16 protein-coding genes are annotated in these 16,353 nt (G+C 56.3%); 15 read left to right on the top strand and 1 reads right to left on the bottom strand.

Annotated elements, in window-relative coordinates:
- Positions 1 to 192: 192 nt before the first annotated feature.
- From serC to HU727_RS09210, 15 genes are all read left to right on the top strand, one after another.
- On the top strand, positions 193 to 1,278 hold the full coding sequence (gene serC / locus HU727_RS09140; RefSeq protein WP_186529413.1) for a 3-phosphoserine/phosphohydroxythreonine transaminase: 1,086 nt from the start codon (positions 193 to 195) through the stop codon (positions 1,276 to 1,278).
- Positions 1,278 to 2,372: a prephenate dehydratase gene (gene pheA, locus HU727_RS09145; RefSeq protein ID WP_186529411.1), complete on the top strand. Its 1,095-nt coding sequence runs from the start codon at positions 1,278 to 1,280 to the stop codon at positions 2,370 to 2,372. The genes serC and pheA overlap by 1 nt, the downstream gene beginning before the upstream one ends.
- Positions 2,373 to 2,385: 13 nt before the next feature.
- On the top strand, positions 2,386 to 3,498 hold the full coding sequence (gene hisC / locus HU727_RS09150; protein ID WP_186529409.1) for a histidinol-phosphate transaminase: 1,113 nt from the start codon (positions 2,386 to 2,388) through the stop codon (positions 3,496 to 3,498).
- Between the two features lie 28 nt (positions 3,499 to 3,526).
- Positions 3,527 to 5,734, top strand: coding sequence for a bifunctional prephenate dehydrogenase/3-phosphoshikimate 1-carboxyvinyltransferase (locus tag HU727_RS09155; RefSeq protein ID WP_264081979.1), 2,208 nt, complete (start codon positions 3,527 to 3,529; stop codon positions 5,732 to 5,734).
- Positions 5,731 to 6,420 (top strand): (d)CMP kinase, encoded by a 690-nt coding sequence (gene cmk / locus HU727_RS09160; RefSeq protein ID WP_186529405.1) that lies wholly within the window; start codon positions 5,731 to 5,733, stop codon positions 6,418 to 6,420. The genes HU727_RS09155 and cmk overlap by 4 nt, the downstream gene beginning before the upstream one ends.
- A 119-nt stretch (positions 6,421 to 6,539) precedes the next feature.
- Positions 6,540 to 8,225, top strand: coding sequence for a 30S ribosomal protein S1 (gene rpsA, locus HU727_RS09165; RefSeq protein ID WP_186529403.1), 1,686 nt, complete (start codon positions 6,540 to 6,542; stop codon positions 8,223 to 8,225).
- Between the two features lie 191 nt (positions 8,226 to 8,416).
- Positions 8,417 to 8,695, top strand: coding sequence for a hypothetical protein (locus HU727_RS09170; protein WP_186529401.1), 279 nt, complete (start codon positions 8,417 to 8,419; stop codon positions 8,693 to 8,695).
- A gap of 153 nt (positions 8,696 to 8,848) precedes the next feature.
- Entirely contained in the window at positions 8,849 to 9,145 is a 297-nt protein-coding gene (gene ihfB, locus HU727_RS09175) for an integration host factor subunit beta (RefSeq protein ID WP_007950920.1), read from the top strand.
- A 30-nt stretch (positions 9,146 to 9,175) separates the two neighbouring features.
- Entirely contained in the window at positions 9,176 to 9,415 is a 240-nt protein-coding gene (locus tag HU727_RS09180; RefSeq protein ID WP_186529399.1) for a LapA family protein, read from the top strand.
- A 223-nt stretch (positions 9,416 to 9,638) separates the two neighbouring features.
- Entirely contained in the window at positions 9,639 to 10,715 is a 1,077-nt protein-coding gene (gene rfbB / locus HU727_RS09185) for a dTDP-glucose 4,6-dehydratase (RefSeq protein WP_186529397.1), read from the top strand.
- Positions 10,712 to 11,605 carry a dTDP-4-dehydrorhamnose reductase gene (gene rfbD, locus HU727_RS09190; RefSeq protein ID WP_186529395.1) on the top strand — a complete coding sequence of 298 codons (894 nt, stop codon included), beginning with the start codon at positions 10,712 to 10,714 and terminating at the stop codon, positions 11,603 to 11,605. The genes rfbB and rfbD overlap by 4 nt, the downstream gene beginning before the upstream one ends.
- On the top strand, positions 11,602 to 12,492 hold the full coding sequence (gene rfbA / locus HU727_RS09195) for a glucose-1-phosphate thymidylyltransferase RfbA (RefSeq protein WP_186529393.1): 891 nt from the start codon (positions 11,602 to 11,604) through the stop codon (positions 12,490 to 12,492). Before rfbD ends, rfbA begins: the two co-directional genes overlap by 4 nt.
- A 55-nt stretch (positions 12,493 to 12,547) precedes the next feature.
- Entirely contained in the window at positions 12,548 to 13,471 is a 924-nt protein-coding gene (locus HU727_RS09200; protein ID WP_186529391.1) for a glycosyltransferase, read from the top strand.
- Complete coding sequence (locus tag HU727_RS09205; RefSeq protein WP_186529389.1) at positions 13,468 to 14,424, top strand: UDP-glucose 4-epimerase family protein; 957 nt, start codon at positions 13,468 to 13,470, stop codon at positions 14,422 to 14,424. Before HU727_RS09200 ends, HU727_RS09205 begins: the two co-directional genes overlap by 4 nt.
- Positions 14,424 to 15,428, top strand: a complete 1,005-nt coding sequence (locus HU727_RS09210) for an MraY family glycosyltransferase (RefSeq protein ID WP_186529387.1) — start codon at positions 14,424 to 14,426, stop codon at positions 15,426 to 15,428. The genes HU727_RS09205 and HU727_RS09210 overlap by 1 nt, the downstream gene beginning before the upstream one ends.
- 659 nt (positions 15,429 to 16,087) lie before the next feature.
- Here HU727_RS09210 and HU727_RS09215 read toward each other — a convergent pair.
- Positions 16,088 to 16,345, bottom strand: coding sequence for a hypothetical protein (locus HU727_RS09215; RefSeq protein ID WP_186529385.1), 258 nt, complete (start codon positions 16,343 to 16,345; stop codon positions 16,088 to 16,090).
- Positions 16,346 to 16,353 lie beyond the last annotated feature (8 nt).

Genomic DNA, 16,353 nt, shown 5'->3' on the forward strand with positions numbered 1-16,353 from the left:
TTGTTATTTGTCCTGTTTGAAATTTGCGACACTGCGCAGGATCGTTCCCATGCTCCGCGTGGGAATGCCGCTCGGGACGCTCCGCGTCCCATGACGCAGAGCGTCATTGGATGCATTCCCACGCGGAGCATGGGAACGATCAGTCGTAGATCAAAAGATTGAAGTGACCACCAAATCAGAGCGAGATTGGATGTGAGCAAGCGAGCCTATAACTTCTGCGCCGGTCCTGCGGCGCTGCCTGAAGCTGTTCTGCAGCGCGCCCAGGGTGAACTCCTCGACTGGCACGGCAAGGGCCTGTCGGTCATGGAAATGAGCCATCGCAGCGATGAGTTCGTGTCCATCGCCACCCAGGCCGAGCAGGATCTGCGTGACCTGCTGAATATCCCGTCCAACTATAAAGTGCTGTTTCTGCAGGGTGGCGCCAGCCAGCAATTTGCGCAGATCCCGCTGAACCTGATGCCGGAAGGCAGCTCGGCCGACTACATCGACACCGGTATCTGGTCGCAGAAAGCCATCGAAGAAGCCTCGCGCTACGGTCACGTCAACGTCGCCGCTACCGCCAAGCCTTACGACTATTTCGCCATTCCCGGCCAAAACGAGTGGAGCCTGTCCAAGGACGCCGCTTACGTTCACTACGCGCCGAACGAAACCATCGGCGGCCTGGAATTCCAGTGGATCCCGGAAACCGGTGACGTGCCTCTGGTAGCTGACATGTCTTCGGACATTCTGTCGCGTCCGGTGGATATCTCGCGTTTTGGCATGATCTACGCCGGTGCGCAGAAAAACATCGGCCCGAGCGGCATCGTGGTCAACATCATCCGTGAAGACCTGCTCGGCAAGGCGCGCTCGCTGTGCCCGACCATGCTCAATTACAAGGTCGCGGCCGACAACGGCTCGATGTACAACACGCCGCCGACCCTGGCCTGGTACTTGTCCGGTCTGGTGTTCCAGTGGCTGAAAGAGCAGGGTGGCGTCGAAGCCATCGCCCAACTCAACGACGTCAAGCAGCGCACGCTGTACGACTTCATCGACGCCAGTGGCCTCTACAGCAACCCGATCAACAAGTCAGACCGCTCGTGGATGAACGTGCCGTTCCGCCTGGCTGACGATCGCCTGGACAAGCCGTTTCTCGCCGGTGCCGACGAGCGCGGCCTGCTCAATCTCAAGGGGCACCGCTCCGTGGGCGGCATGCGTGCCTCCATCTACAACGCCGTCGACATCACCGCCGTCAATGCGCTGGTGGCGTACATGGCTGAATTCGAGAAGGAACACGGCTGATGTCCGACCAGGAACTCAAGGCACTGCGCGTTCGCATCGACGCTCTGGACACCAAGGTCATGGAGCTGATCAGTGAGCGTGCGCGTTGCGCCCAGGAAGTCGCGCGCGTGAAGATGGCCTCGCTGGCCGAAGGCGAAGTGCCGGTGTTCTATCGCCCCGAGCGCGAAGCTCAGGTGCTCAAACGCGTGATGGAGCGCAATCAGGGGCCGCTGGGCAACGAAGAGATGGCGCGGCTGTTTCGCGAAATCATGTCGTCGTGCCTGGCGCTCGAGCAGCCGCTGAAAGTGGCTTACCTCGGCCCTGAAGGCACCTTCACCCAGGCCGCCGCCATGAAGCATTTCGGCCACGCTGTGATCAGCAAGCCGATGGCGGCGATCGACGAAGTGTTCCGCGAGGTCGCGGCAGGTGCAGTGAATTTCGGCGTGGTGCCGGTGGAAAACTCCACCGAAGGCGCAGTCAACCACACGCTGGACAGCTTCCTCGAGCACGACATGGTGATCTGCGGCGAAGTCGAGCTGCGCATCCACCACCACCTGCTGGTCGGTGAAAACACCAAGACCGACAGCATCAGTCGCATCTATTCCCACGCGCAGTCGCTGGCCCAGTGCCGAAAGTGGCTGGACGCGCATTACCCGAATGTTGAGCGCGTGGCGGTATCGAGCAACGCCGAAGCAGCCAAGCGGGTCAAGGGCGAGTGGAATTCGGCAGCGATCGCTGGCGACATGGCGGCGGGCCTGTACGGTCTGACCCGTCTGGCCGAGAAAATCGAGGATCGTCCGGACAACTCGACGCGCTTTCTGATGATCGGTAACCAGGAAGTGCCGCCGACCGGCGACGACAAGACGTCGATCATCGTGTCGATGAGCAACAAGCCCGGCGCGCTCCACGAGCTGCTGGTGCCGTTCCATGACAATGGCATTGACCTGACCCGCATCGAAACCCGTCCGTCGCGCAGCGGCAAATGGACCTACGTGTTCTTTATCGACTTTGTCGGTCATCACCGCGATCCGTTGATCAAAGGTGTGCTGGAAAAGATCAGTCAGGAAGCAGTAGCACTCAAAGTGCTGGGTTCCTACCCGAAAGCAGTTCTCTAAGGGGCGGTAGCAAATGAGTGGCAACTTCCTCGCTCTGGCACAGCCGGGCGTGCAACAACTTTCGCCGTACGTTCCGGGCAAGCCTGTGGACGAACTGGCGCGCGAGCTGGATCTGGATCCAGCGAAAATCGTCAAACTGGCGAGCAATGAAAACCCGCTGGGCGCCAGCCCGAAAGCGCTCGCGGCGATCCGCGAAGAGCTCGCCGAGCTGACCCGCTATCCGGATGGCAATGGTTTCGCATTGAAGTCGTTGTTGGCCGAACAGTGCCGTGTCGAGCTCAATCAGGTCACGTTGGGCAATGGCTCCAACGACATTCTCGAGCTGGTTGCCCGAGCCTATCTGGCGCCGGGTCTCAATGCTGTGTTCAGCGAACATGCCTTCGCGGTGTATCCAATCGCGACTCAAGCGGTCGGCGCGCAAGCCAAGGTCGTTCCGGCCAAGGATTGGGGGCATGACCTGCCGGCGATGCTCGCGGCCATCGATGCGAACACTCGCGTGGTGTTCATCGCCAATCCGAACAACCCGACCGGCACCTGGTTCGGCGCCGAAGCGCTGGACGAGTTCCTGCAGGACGTTCCCGAGCATGTGCTGGTCGTCCTCGACGAGGCTTACATCGAATACGCCGAAGGCAGCGACTTGCCGGACGGCTTGGACTTCCTCGCGGCTTACCCGAACCTGCTGGTGTCGCGCACCTTTTCCAAGGCTTATGGCCTGGCGGCGCTGCGCGTCGGTTATGGCTTGTCGACGCCCGTGGTCGCGGACGTGCTCAATCGCGTTCGTCAGCCGTTCAACGTCAACAGCCTGGCCCTGGCGGCAGCCTGCGCGGCGTTGAAAGACGAGGAATATCTGGCGCAAAGCCGTCAGCTCAACGAAGCGGGCATGCAGCAGTTGCAAGCCGGTTTTCGTGAATTGGGTCTGGGCTGGATCGAGTCCAAAGGCAACTTCCTCTGTGTCGATCTCGGTCAGGTTGCAGCTCCAGTGTTCGAGGGTTTGCTGCGCGAAGGCGTGATCGTGCGCCCGGTGGCCAATTACGGCATGCCGAACCATCTGCGGGTCACCATCGGACTGCCGGCGGAAAACAGCCGTTTCCTCGAAGCGCTGCGCAAGGTTCTGGCTCGTGGTTGATGTCACTGCGCTGCAACCTGCTGCACCTATGATCGGTCGCCTTGTGGTGGTCGGTCTGGGGTTGATCGGTGGTTCGTTTGCCAAGGGTTTGCGTGAAAGCGGCGTGTGTCGCGAAGTGGTCGGGGTAGATCTCGACCCGCAATCGCGCAAGCTCGCGGTCGAGTTGGGCGTGGTCGATCGCTGCGAAGATGATCTGGCCGTGGCCTGCGCGGGCGCTGATGTGATTCAGCTGGCCGTCCCGATTCTGGCGATGGAAAAGCTGCTCGCTCGTTTGGCTGTCATGGACCTGGGGCAAGCGATCCTCACGGATGTCGGCAGCGCCAAAGGCAACGTGGTGCGCGCAGCGACCGAAGCGTTCGGCGGCATGCCTTCGCGCTTCGTGCCCGGGCATCCGATTGCCGGGTCCGAGCAGAGCGGGGTGGAAGCCTCCAATGCCGAGCTGTTCCGTCGGCACAAGGTGATCCTGACGCCACTCGAACAGACTGATCCTGCTGCGCTCGCGGTGGTCGATCGGCTCTGGCGCGAATTGGGCGCCGATGTCGAGCACATGCAGGTCGAGCGTCATGATGAAGTGCTGGCTGCCACCAGCCATCTGCCGCACCTGCTGGCCTTTGGTCTGGTTGATTCGCTGGCCAAGCGCAATGAAAATCTGGAGATCTTCCGTTACGCTGCCGGTGGTTTTCGCGATTTCACAAGAATCGCCGGAAGCGATCCGGTGATGTGGCACGACATCTTCCTCGCCAACCGCGAGGCTGTCCTGCGCACACTCGATACATTTCGCAGCGACCTCGACGCCTTGCGCGACGCGGTCGATGCAGGGGATGGGCACCAATTGTTGGGCGTTTTCACGCGCGCCCGGGTTGCCCGCGAGCATTTCAGTAAAATCCTGGCCCGCAGGGCCTATGTGGACGCTATGAACTCCAACGATCTGATCTTCCTGGCTCAACCTGGTGGCCGCCTGTCCGGTCGGATTCGCGTACCGGGTGACAAATCGATTTCCCACCGTTCGATCATGCTTGGTTCGCTGGCCGAAGGCGTCACCGAAGTCGAAGGCTTCCTCGAGGGCGAAGACGCCCTGGCGACCTTGCAGGCGTTCCGCGACATGGGCGTGGTCATCGAAGGCCCGCATCACGGCCGCGTGACCATCCACGGTGTCGGCCTGCACGGCCTGAAAGCTGCGCCGGGGCCGATCTACCTGGGCAACTCCGGCACTTCGATGCGTCTGCTGTCCGGCCTGCTGGCGGCACAGAACTTCGACAGCACCCTGACCGGCGATGCTTCGCTGTCCAAGCGCCCGATGAACCGCGTGGCCAACCCGCTGCGTGAGATGGGCGCCGTGATCGAAACCGCCGCAGAAGGTCGTCCACCGATGACCATTCGCGGTGGCCACAAGCTCAAAGGCCTGACCTACACCATGCCGATGGCGAGCGCTCAGGTGAAATCCTGCCTGTTGCTGGCCGGCCTGTATGCAGAAGGCAAAACCACCGTGACCGAGCCTGCGCCGACCCGCGACCACACCGAGCGCATGCTTCGTGGCTTCGGGTACCCGGTCAGTGTCGACGGCGCCACCGCCTCGGTCGAGTCTGGCGGCAAACTGACCGCGACCCACATAGAAGTGCCGGGCGACATCTCTTCCTCGGCGTTCTTCCTGGTCGCGGCTTCCATTGCTGAAGGGTCTGAGCTGGTGCTTGAACACGTCGGCATCAACCCGACCCGTACCGGCGTTATCGACATCCTGCGTCTGATGGGTGCCGATATCACTCTGGAAAACCAGCGTGAAGTCGGAGGCGAGCCGGTGGCTGACCTGCGCGTGCGGGCAGCTAAACTCAAAGGTATCGAGATTCCCGAAGAGTTGGTTCCGCTGGCGATTGACGAATTCCCGGTGCTGTTCGTGGCGGCCGCCTGTGCCGAAGGCCGTACTGTGCTGACCGGCGCCGAAGAGCTGCGGGTCAAGGAATCCGACCGGATCCAGGTCATGGCGGACGGTTTGCTGGCGCTGGGCGTCAAGTGCGAGCCGACCCCGGACGGCATCATCATCGACGGCGGCCAGATTGGCGGCGGCGAAGTGCATGGTCACGGCGATCACCGTATCGCCATGGCATTCAGCGTGGCCTCGCTGCGCGCCACGGCACCGATCCGCATCCACGATTGTGCCAACGTCGCGACGTCGTTCCCCAACTTCCTCGCATTGTGCGGGCAGGTCGGCATTCGTGTGGCACAAGAGGTTCAGTCGTGAAAAACATCGCACCGGTCATCACCATCGATGGGCCAAGCGGCTCCGGCAAAGGCACGGTCGCCGGGATTCTGGCCAAGCGTCTGGGCTGGAACCTGCTGGATTCCGGTGCGCTTTACCGCTTGCTGGCGTTTGCTGCACATAACCACGGTGTCGACCTGACCAACGAGGAGCTGCTCAAGCAACTGGCCGCTCATCTGGATGTTCAGTTCATCGCGGCGACTGAAGGTCAGCTGCAGCGGATCATTCTGGAAGGCGACGAAGTCAGCGATGTCATCCGCACTGAAAGCGTCGGCTCCGGTGCCTCGCAAGTGGCGGCGTTGCCTGCCGTGCGCGACGCGCTGCTGCAGCGCCAGCGCGCGTTCCAGGAAGCGCCGGGGCTGGTGGCCGACGGTCGCGACATGGGCACGGTGGTTTTTCCGGATGCACCGCTGAAGATTTTCCTCACCGCCAGTGCCGAGGAGCGGGCGCGCCGCCGATATTTGCAGTTGAAGGGCAAAGTCGAGGGTGTTAGTCTGTCGAGTCTGCTAGATGAGATCCGTGCACGCGATGAGCGTGACACCCAGCGCGCAGTAGCCCCGCTCAAACCGGCGGCCGACGCGATACAGCTGGATTCCACGGAGCTTTCCATCGATCAGGTGCTTGAACGCATCATGAGCGAGATCGCCATTCGCGATATCGCCGGGTGACCAAGAGGGTCGCAGGGGACCAGTCATAGTCCTGCGGTGCTTCTTTTAAATGAAACTAACCCACACCGTCTGGGGTGTGGAGATGGGCGTTTTCTTCGCCCTCATCTACAGGAATTAAAATGAGCGAAAGCTTTGCGGAACTCTTTGAAGAAAGCCTGAAAACCCTGAACCTTCAGGCAGGCTCCATCATCACCGGTGTTATCGTTGATATCGATTACCAGGCTCGCTGGGTAACCGTTCACGCTGGTCTGAAGTCTGAAGCACTCATCCCGCTTGAGCAGTTCTACAACGATGCTGGCGAACTGAACATCAACGTTGGTGACGAAGTTCACGTTGCTCTGGATTCGGTTGAAGACGGCTTTGGTGAAACCAAGCTGTCCCGTGAAAAAGCCAAGCGCGCTGAATGCTGGATCGTTCTGGAAGCAGCCTTCGCAGCCGAGGAAGTGGTCAAGGGCGTTATCAACGGTAAGGTTAAAGGCGGCTTCACTGTCGACGTTAACGGCATCCGTGCGTTCCTGCCAGGTTCCCTGGTTGACGTCCGTCCTGTGCGCGACACCACGCACCTGGAAGGCAAAGAGCTGGAATTCAAGGTCATCAAGCTGGACCAGAAGCGCAACAACGTTGTCGTTTCCCGTCGCAGTGTCCTCGAAGCCGAGAACTCCGCCGAGCGTGAAGCTCTGCTGGAATCCCTGCAGGAAGGCCAGCAAGTCAAAGGTATCGTCAAAAACCTCACCGATTACGGCGCATTCGTCGATCTGGGTGGCGTGGACGGCCTGCTGCACATCACCGACATGGCCTGGAAGCGCATCAAGCATCCTTCCGAGATCGTCAACGTTGGTGACGAAATCGACGTCAAGGTTCTGAAATACGATCGCGAACGCAACCGTGTTTCCCTGGGCCTGAAGCAACTGGGCGAAGATCCATGGGTTGCTATCAAAGCTCGTTACCCAGAAGGCACTCGCGTTACCGCTCGTGTAACCAACCTGACCGACTACGGCTGCTTCGCTGAGCTGGAAGAAGGCGTTGAAGGTCTGGTACACGTTTCGGAAATGGACTGGACCAACAAGAACATCCACCCTTCGAAAGTCGTACAAGTCGGCGACGAAGTGGAAGTCATGGTTCTGGACATCGACGAAGAGCGTCGTCGTATCTCCCTGGGCATCAAGCAGTGCAAGTCGAACCCATGGGAAGACTTCTCTGGCCAGTTCAACAAGGGCGACAAGATCTCCGGCACCATCAAGTCGATCACCGATTTCGGTATCTTCATTGGTCTGGACGGCGGCATCGACGGTCTGGTTCACCTGTCCGACATCTCCTGGAACGAAGTGGGCGAAGAAGCCGTACGTCGTTTCAAGAAGGGCGACGAGCTGGACACCGTCATCCTGTCGGTTGACCCAGAGCGCGAGCGCATCTCCCTGGGCATCAAGCAACTGGAAAGCGATCCGTTCTCCGAGTACGTCTCGGTTAACGACAAGGGCGCTATCGTGACCGGTACCGTGAAAGAAGTTGACGCCAAAGGCGCCATCATCGTTCTGGCCGACGACATCGAAGCTACCCTGAAAGCCTCCGAAATCAGCCGTGACCGCGTTGAAGACGCGCGCAACGTTCTGAAAGAAGGCCAGGAAGTTGAAGCCAAGATCATCAGCGTTGATCGCAAGAGCCGCGTAATCCAGCTCTCGATCAAGTCGAAAGACGATGCTGAAGAGAAAGAAGCCATCCAGAGCCTGAAAGAGACTCCGGAAGCTGCTACAGGCGACACCACCATGGCGGCACTGCTGCGCCAGGCAATGGCCAAACAGAACTAAGTTCTGCTTGATCATGAAAAAGGGCGACTTCGGTCGCCCTTTTTTGTGCCTGCGATTTGGCAATACGGCTCGCCCGTGAAACCAATCGCTTCGCTTGCGGGTCTGTTTCTTTAATCGGATCAATCGCCTATTCGCGACTAAGCTTGTTCTTAAGCATGTAGTCGTCGGGCTTGCCTGGCATAAGGAAGTGGATGAACAAGTTGATTGTCGTTGCAGCGGTATTGGTGTTGGCGGGTTGCACCACCAGCGCAAAAACTCATGCAGTGCGTGGAGTCAGCGGTATCGAGGTCGACTGCTCCGGGCTGGGCTCCGGCTGGGAGAAGTGCCACAAGCGCGCTGCGAAGGAGTGCAAGGGCTCGGGCTATAAGGTCGTCACGCGATCAGACGATGCCAAGGATGAAGATGAATATCCCTTTGGGTTCAACCCGGCAGGTTACCTGACCCGGACCATGCTGGTGATCTGTCGCTGAGTATGAAGCACTCAGGCACGTCGATTCGATGCTCCGAAAATGGGCGTTTTGACGCCGGGGAAGATATGTCAATCCCTGGGCTGTTCAAAATCTTCCGGGCATGCTAAAACCTTTCAAGCGCTGATCTAGCTGCTTGAAAAAGAAGGGAAAAATATGACGAAGTCGGAGTTGATCGAACGAATTGTCACCCATCAAGGGCTACTCTCATCAAAGGATGTGGAGCTGGCCATCAAGACCATGCTTGAACAAATGTCTCAGTGCCTCGCCACCGGTGATCGCATCGAGATCCGTGGATTTGGCAGCTTCTCCCTGCACTACCGCGCGCCTCGTGTCGGCCGCAATCCAAAAACCGGCCAGTCGGTCAGTCTGGACGGTAAATTCGTTCCGCACTTCAAACCGGGCAAGGAATTGCGTGATCGTGTGAACGAAGAAGAGGAGGAGGGCGCTTGATCTTCGCTATTCAAATTCGAGGGGGCGTGAATGCGTAACCTGAAGCGCATACTGCTTGGCGTATTTCTTCTGTTGGTGGTTCTGGTTGTTCTGGCGTTTGTGCTCGAGAATCAGCAGTCGGTCTCGCTTTTGTTTCTGGGGTTTTCCGGTCCGCAGTTGCCGGTGTCGGTGGTCGCAGTGCTGGCGCTGCTGATCGGTATGTTGATCGGCCCTGTATTGGGTTGGTTTCTGGGACGTTCGTCCAGAGCCGCACGCAAGCGACTGGTCTGAAAACGACAGGCGCACGGCATCTGTCGAAATTGCGCCTCAGCCTGTCTTTATCCATTAGTAAAACCATCATTAAGCTGTAAAATGCGTCCCTTGCTCGATCGTGCCTTATTGCATGTCGATTCAGACTGACTCTGACGGATGCCAACTGATAGTGGCTTCTGCATTCATGGATTAGACCGCGCTCGTTGGCAGCGCTGTCCGCAGCTCAAGGGTATCGTTTCGCGTGAAAATTCTAGTTACCGGCGGCGCCGGCTTCATTGGCTCGGCAGTCATCCGTCACATCATCTCCAACACTTCCGATGCCGTCGTTAACGTCGATAAGCTGACGTACGCTGGCAATCTGGAGTCCCTGGCAGAAGTCAGCCAGAATTCGCGTTACGCCTTCGAGCGCGTCGATATCTGTGACCGCGATCAGATCGACCGTGTCCTGCGTGAACACCAACCGGATGCAATCATGCACTTGGCCGCAGAATCCCACGTCGACCGTTCGATCTCCGGCCCGTCCGAGTTCATCCAGACCAACATCATCGGTACCTACACGCTGCTCGAAGCGGCGCGCCATTACTGGGCAGCGCTGGACGACGCGCGTAAAGCCAACTTCCGCTTCCACCACATTTCGACCGATGAAGTTTACGGAGACCTCGAAGGTCCGGAAGACCTCTTCACCGAAACTACCCCTTACCAGCCTAGCTCGCCGTACTCGGCCAGCAAGGCCAGCTCCGACCACTTGGTCCGTGCCTGGGCGCGTACTTACGGACTGCCGACACTGGTTACCAACTGCTCGAACAACTACGGTCCATGCCACTTTCCTGAGAAGCTGATCCCGCTGATCATTCTCAATGCATTGGAAGGCAAGCCGCTTCCTGTTTATGGCAAAGGCAATCAGGTTCGTGATTGGCTGTATGTCGAAGATCACGCACGCGCGTTGTACAAAGTCGTTACCGAAGGCGTGATCGGCGAGACTTACAACATCGGTGGCCATAACGAAAAACAAAACATCGAAGTAGTGCATACCCTGTGTGCCTTGCTCGATGAGTTGCGTCCCGAGTCGGCTCACCGTCCGCATGCCAGCCTGATTACTTATGTTCAGGATCGTCCTGGCCATGACGTGCGTTATGCAATCGATGCAAGCAAGATCCAGCGTGAGCTGGGCTGGACGCCGGAAGAGACGTTTGAAACCGGTATTCGCAAGACGGTTGAGTGGTATCTGAATAACACTGAATGGGTTGAGCACGTGAAGAGCGGCAGCTACCAGCAGTGGATTGATCAGAACTACGCGGATCGCTCGAACAAAGCATGAAAATTCTCCTGCTGGGTAAGAATGGTCAAGTGGGCTGGGAGCTGCAACGCTCCCTGGCGCCGCTTGGCGAACTGGTCGCTCTTGATCGTCGTTCCGTTGATGGTCTGAGCGGCGATCTGTCTGACCTTGAATCCTTGCGCGCAACGATTCGTCAGGTAAAGCCCGACGTTATCGTCAATGCTGCTGCCTATACCGCAGTCGACAAAGCTGAGTCGGAAACCGAGTTGGCGGATCGCGTAAACGGCCTTGCGAGTGGCGTTATGGCAGAAGAAGCCGCAGCGCTGGGCGCATGGCTGATTCATTACTCAACGGATTACGTCTTCAGTGGCCAAGGCGTCACGCCATGGCAGGAGACGGACGCTGTTGCGCCGGTAAACCATTACGGCGCCAGCAAGCTCGCCGGCGAACAAGCGATTACCGCATCGGGTTGCAAACATCTGATCTTCCGCACCAGTTGGGTTTACGGTGCTCGCGGCAACAACTTCGCAAAAACCATGCTGCGCTTGGCCAAAGATCGCGAAGCGTTGAGCGTGATTGCGGATCAGATCGGAGCGCCGACGGGGGCTGATCTGATTGCTGATGTAACGGTGTTGGCTATCCAACAAGTTCTGAGGCGTCCAGAGCTGGCCGGTCTCTATCATCTAGCCGCTGCCGGTGAAGTGTCCTGGCATGGCTATGCCTGTCATGTCATTGACTTCGCAAAAGCCCAAGGCGAGGAGTTGGCTGTGACAACGGTCAATCCTATCGAGACTACTGCCTATCCAACACCTGCACGGCGTCCTCTGAATTCACGTTTGAATACGCAGAAACTACGTGACAATTTTTCTCTGCACTTGCCGGATTGGCAAAGTGGTGTAACCCGAATGCTTAGGGAAGTTCTGAACAAATGACAACGACAAATCGTAAAGGCATCATCCTCGCCGGCGGCTCAGGTACTCGTCTGCACCCGCTGACTCTTGGCGTATCGAAGCAGATGTTGCCGATCTACGACAAGCCGATGATCTTTTATCCGTTGTCGGTACTGATGCTTGCGGGTATGCGCGAGATCCTGGTTATCTCCACTCCGGAAGATTTGCCATGTTTTCGCAAGTTGTTGGGCGATGGCAGCCTGTACGGTATCAAACTTACCTACGCCGAACAGCCTAGTCCGGATGGTCTCGCCCAAGCGTTCATTATCGGAGAAGAGTTTATCGGCAAGGATCCTTGCTGCTTGATTCTGGGTGACAACATTTTCTACGGTCAGCATTTCTCGGATAACTTGCGCTCGGCAAGCTCTCAGCAGCAAGGTGCCACTGTATTCGGTTACCATGTGTCTGATCCGGAGCGTTTTGGTGTTGTCGAGTTCGATAAAGATGGCCGGGCGTTGAGCATTGAAGAAAAACCGCTGAAGCCCAAGTCGAACTATGCTGTAACCGGCCTGTATTTCTACGATAACGACGTCGTTGAAATCGCCAAGAACATCAAGCCTTCTGCACGTGGCGAGCTGGAAATCACCGACGTTAACCGTGCTTACCTTGAGCGAAAAACCCTTAACGTTGAGATGTTGGGCCGTGGTTTTGCGTGGCTGGACACCGGTACACATGACTCCCTGCTGGAAGCCAGTCACTTCGTGCATACCATCGAACACCGTCAGGGCTTGAAAGTCGCTTGCCTGGAAGAAATTGCCTATCACAACCGGTGGATCACTGCTCAGCAATTGGGCGCGCAAGCCGATGCGCTGAAGAAGACGGGCTACGGTCAGTACTTGCAAAAGCTTCTGGACTCGCCCTCTCACTGATTTGAATATTCTGTCGTTCGAACAGTAGCGCTCAATCGGCTCAAGCAGGATTTGCATGCCAGTAAATTATCCCAAGGTCGCGGTTTTACTGGCGGCCTACAATGGTGAGCAGTGGATCGAAGAGCAGTTGGCCTCGATCCTTCGCCAGTCGGCAGTTGAGTTGACGGTCTACATCAGCATCGATCCTTCCTCCGATGGCACTGAAGCTCTGTGCTGCGCTATTTGCGCTGAGCACCCAAGTGTTATTGTGCTGCCGGCCGCCGGCGTTTTTGGCGGTGCTTCTCGTAACTTCTTTCGCCTCATTCGTGATGTAGACTTTGACGGTTTTGACTTCGTCGCTTTTGCAGACCAAGATGATGTCTGGCACTCGAACAAGCTTCAGCGCGCCCTTCAAGCAATCGAGACGCATTGTGCAGACGCTTATTCGAGTAACGTGACGGCCTTCTGGCCGGATGGCAGTACTCACTTGCTGGACAAGGCACAGCCTCAGGTCGAATGGGATTTTTTGTTCGAGGCGGCGGGGCCGGGCTGCACCTATGTAATGAGCAGAAAGCTTGTCGATAGCCTGAAGGCTTCGATGCTGTCGCATTGGCAGCTATTACAAGATGTGAGTCTGCATGATTGGTACTGTTACGCGTTTGCTCGGAGCAAAGGCTTTCGCTGGTACATAGACCCAGTCCCGTCTATGGATTATCGCCAGCATGAGCGTAACCAGGTGGGGGCCAACAAGGGGTTGAGTTCGTTGATTGACCGCTACAGAACCATTCATGACGGTTGGTGGTTTAATCAGGTTCGATTGATAGCTCGGTTAGTTGGGCTTGGCAGTGATTCCTTTGTAAGGACATGGTTGAGCTTTCGTCGTCTCCAGTTGTTGACGCTCTCCTTCAGCGCCTGGCGTTGTCGGCGTCGTTTGCGCGATAAAGTTTTTTTCTTTTTTGTCTGCTGGATGACTGCTTTGATAGGACGGAAAGCCAAATGACTGCCCCCAAGGTGCTAGTGACAGGGGCGGGCGGCTTTGTTGGTGAGGCCGTGGTGTTAAAATTGTTGGTTGATAAGAAGTTTTCGCCAATTGCGGCTGTTCGTGGTGCCAGCCGATTGCACGGATTATGTCCTGCGGTAGCTTTTGACTTGACACACACCGTACTGCCAGATCTTGGCGACGTTCAGGTAGTTATTCATGCTGCAGCCCGCGTTCATGTCACGAATGAAACGTGCGTGGATGCCTTGATCGAATTTCGAAAGGTCAACGTTGAAGGGACCCTTAGACTTGCAAGGCATGCTGTGCAATCGGGCGTTAAGCGCTTCATTTTCATAAGCTCAATCAAGGTTAATGGCGAGAACACAATTGTTGGGCAGCCTTTCACGGCCGATGATCAACCGAGACCGCTGGATCCTTACGCAATATCCAAGTTCGAAGCGGAAGAGGCCCTAATGCAAATTGGCCAGAGCACAGGAATGGAGGTTGTGATCATCCGTCCTCCACTCGTTTATGGTCCCGGCGTAAAAGCCAATTTTTTGAGTTTGCTGAGTTTGGCAAATACGGGAATTCCGCTACCGTTGGGCGCAATTCGAAATCAGCGAAGTCTCGTGGCGATTGGCAATCTGGTTAGTTTTGTTATCACTTGTATTGATCATCCTCGCGCCGTTAATCAGAAATTTCTGGTCAGTGATGGGCAGGACTTGTCGACGACACAATTGTTGCAGCGGTTATCGAAGGCACTAGGTAAACGCGTTTGGCTCCTGCCGATACCGGAACAGTTATTGAAACTGGCAGCGTTCATCTTGGGCAAGCAAGCGGTTGTCCAGAGGCTTTGTGGTTCATTGCAACTTGATATCGCCAAAAATCGAGAATTACTGGCATGGGTGCCCCCGGTGCATATGCATCTCGCCATGCGCCGGACCGCTAGCCATTTTTTGGAAAAACAGACGTAATGAAAAGTTGGTGGTTTTTACTCTTGGTATTTGCAATGTCCTGGGGGCTGACTTTTTTCTTGCGTCGTTATGCGCTGGCGAAGAGTTTGATGGATATACCAAACGAGCGCAGTTCCCACACGATACCAACGCCACGTGGAGGAGGAGTCGCCATTGTGATCTCCTTTCTATTGGCTCTACCTGTTATCAGCGGTCTTGATTTGTTGAGCCACTCTGTTCTTTACGGGGTATTTGGCGCAGGCCTGTTCGTGGCCATCATTGGATTTGCTGATGATCATGGGCATATCGCCGCAAGGTGGCGACTGCTTGGACATTTCACTGCCGCTGCATGGGGGCTCTACTGGCTAAGCGGGCTGCCGCCGATCGGTTTTTTGGGGTTTACGGTAGATTTGGGCTGGTTCGGTAATACTTTAGCGGTGGTATATCTTGTCTGGATGCTGAATCTATACAACTTCATGGACGGAATTAATGGATTGGCGAGTATCGAAGCTATCAGTGCCTGCGTGGGGATGTGTCTGATTTATTGGTGCCTCGGGCATGTTGAACTGATTTGGCTGCCGTTGATTCTGGCGACTGCAGTGGCGGGGTTCATGTACTGGAACTTTCCACGTGCGCGGATCTTTATGGGTGATGCGGGAAGTGGGTTTATCGGAATAGTTCTAGGTGGAATGGCGCTACAGGCAGCGCATATTTCGATCGAGTTGTTTTGGAGTTGGCTCATTCTCCTCGGTGTTTTTATTGTTGACGCCACCTGGACGCTGATCCGGCGCTTGGTACAAGGCGAGAAGTTGTATCAAGCACATCGTAGTCACGGATATCAAAAAGCCGCTATCCGATGGGGGCACCAGCGAGTGACCTGGATGGTGGCAATCCTGAATATTGGTGTTTTGCTTCCGGTGGCAGCATTGGTGGCCACCGGTGTGTTCGATGGCATGCTCTCAATATTGGTGACTTATGCCTGCCTCTCGTACCTGGCGTATATGGCGAAAGCAGGTATTAAGTAGCGATGTCTTGTCACGTGGGGAGTGGCAAATCTGTTGTGATCAGGTCGGTTAATGATCAGCGCGCAGGCGTCTTTGCGGCTAGGGTGCTTCGCCGAGTCTACAAGGGATCTGTTGTAGCAACGATGGCTTGCTGTCTTACGAGCGGGAGGCACCGTCTTCGCTCTCGGCCCCGTCTCACCATATAGGCAGCCCCATGCTGATTGAGTTTTGGTGAGTCTGCTCTGCGAGTGATTATCAAGAATTTTTGACCGTCATCCCTGGTAAATCCGGATTGTAGATAACGCTTTTTACTGGGATAATCTCTTCTTTTTATGCTCGAATTCAGTATTTCTGATAGAAAAGGGTGGTCAATCCTAGGGGAGGGTGTCTAGTTTTATGATGAATTCGCTTCTCCGTCATGAATCACCCGCCTGTCAGTGATTGTTTCAAGGTAAATATTTTGTCTCAGTTCTGTCCATATAGCGGCTTGGCGGCATGTATCAATTGGTTCAGACCGTTTGGGTATAAGATTTAGCTTAACCACATGTTTTCTGCTGATCGCTGGAATTGCATTCTATGAAGTGCAAATGGTCGTGATCGTAAAGGCATTGAGCCATCCCTTCGCATTGGTTTGGAAATTTCCGGCTTAATCGTATGAACATGGATACAGCGAGCCATCATCAGGCTTCATCGACCTCCACGATAGTGGGCCTGCACAAAGCGCTCACCACTTGCAGTCCGAAGTCGCCTTCGGAGGCGAGTGTAGGGGTGTCAAAAAAAGATCTTTCAGCTTTACAGGCTTTGCAGGCTTTCAGCTCAAGTAGCGAAAAGCCTTTGAGCGTGCCTTCCCAGCGCATCAATTGTTCGCGAATCTTTGCATCGCCCTTTGGCGTCTGGCATTTGCAGCTTTCATATGTGCCAGCAACGTCCGCGAGCATAATCTCTC

This window comes from Pseudomonas khorasanensis (genome assembly GCF_014268505.2).
Lineage (GTDB): Bacteria > Pseudomonadota > Gammaproteobacteria > Pseudomonadales > Pseudomonadaceae > Aquipseudomonas > Aquipseudomonas khorasanensis.

What these genes read in the sequence shown, in the direction of transcription:
- pheA (WP_186529411.1), top strand. Translation starts at nt 1,278, where the DNA reads ATGTCCGACCAGGAACTCAAGGCACTGCGCGTTCGCATCGACGCTCTG.
- hisC (WP_186529409.1), top strand. Translation starts at nt 2,386, where the DNA reads ATGAGTGGCAACTTCCTCGCTCTGGCACAGCCGGGCGTGCAACAACTT.
- HU727_RS09155 (WP_264081979.1), top strand. Translation starts at nt 3,527, where the DNA reads ATGATCGGTCGCCTTGTGGTGGTCGGTCTGGGGTTGATCGGTGGTTCG.
- rpsA (WP_186529403.1), top strand. Translation starts at nt 6,540, where the DNA reads ATGAGCGAAAGCTTTGCGGAACTCTTTGAAGAAAGCCTGAAAACCCTG.
- HU727_RS09170 (WP_186529401.1), top strand. Translation starts at nt 8,417, where the DNA reads ATGAACAAGTTGATTGTCGTTGCAGCGGTATTGGTGTTGGCGGGTTGC.
- ihfB (WP_007950920.1), top strand. Translation starts at nt 8,849, where the DNA reads ATGACGAAGTCGGAGTTGATCGAACGAATTGTCACCCATCAAGGGCTA.
- HU727_RS09180 (WP_186529399.1), top strand. Translation starts at nt 9,176, where the DNA reads ATGCGTAACCTGAAGCGCATACTGCTTGGCGTATTTCTTCTGTTGGTG.
- rfbD (WP_186529395.1), top strand. Translation starts at nt 10,712, where the DNA reads ATGAAAATTCTCCTGCTGGGTAAGAATGGTCAAGTGGGCTGGGAGCTG.
- rfbA (WP_186529393.1), top strand. Translation starts at nt 11,602, where the DNA reads ATGACAACGACAAATCGTAAAGGCATCATCCTCGCCGGCGGCTCAGGT.
- HU727_RS09200 (WP_186529391.1), top strand. Translation starts at nt 12,548, where the DNA reads ATGCCAGTAAATTATCCCAAGGTCGCGGTTTTACTGGCGGCCTACAAT.
- HU727_RS09205 (WP_186529389.1), top strand. Translation starts at nt 13,468, where the DNA reads ATGACTGCCCCCAAGGTGCTAGTGACAGGGGCGGGCGGCTTTGTTGGT.
- HU727_RS09210 (WP_186529387.1), top strand. Translation starts at nt 14,424, where the DNA reads ATGAAAAGTTGGTGGTTTTTACTCTTGGTATTTGCAATGTCCTGGGGG.
- HU727_RS09215 (WP_186529385.1), bottom strand. Translation starts at nt 16,345, where the DNA reads ATGCTCGCGGACGTTGCTGGCACATATGAAAGCTGCAAATGCCAGACG.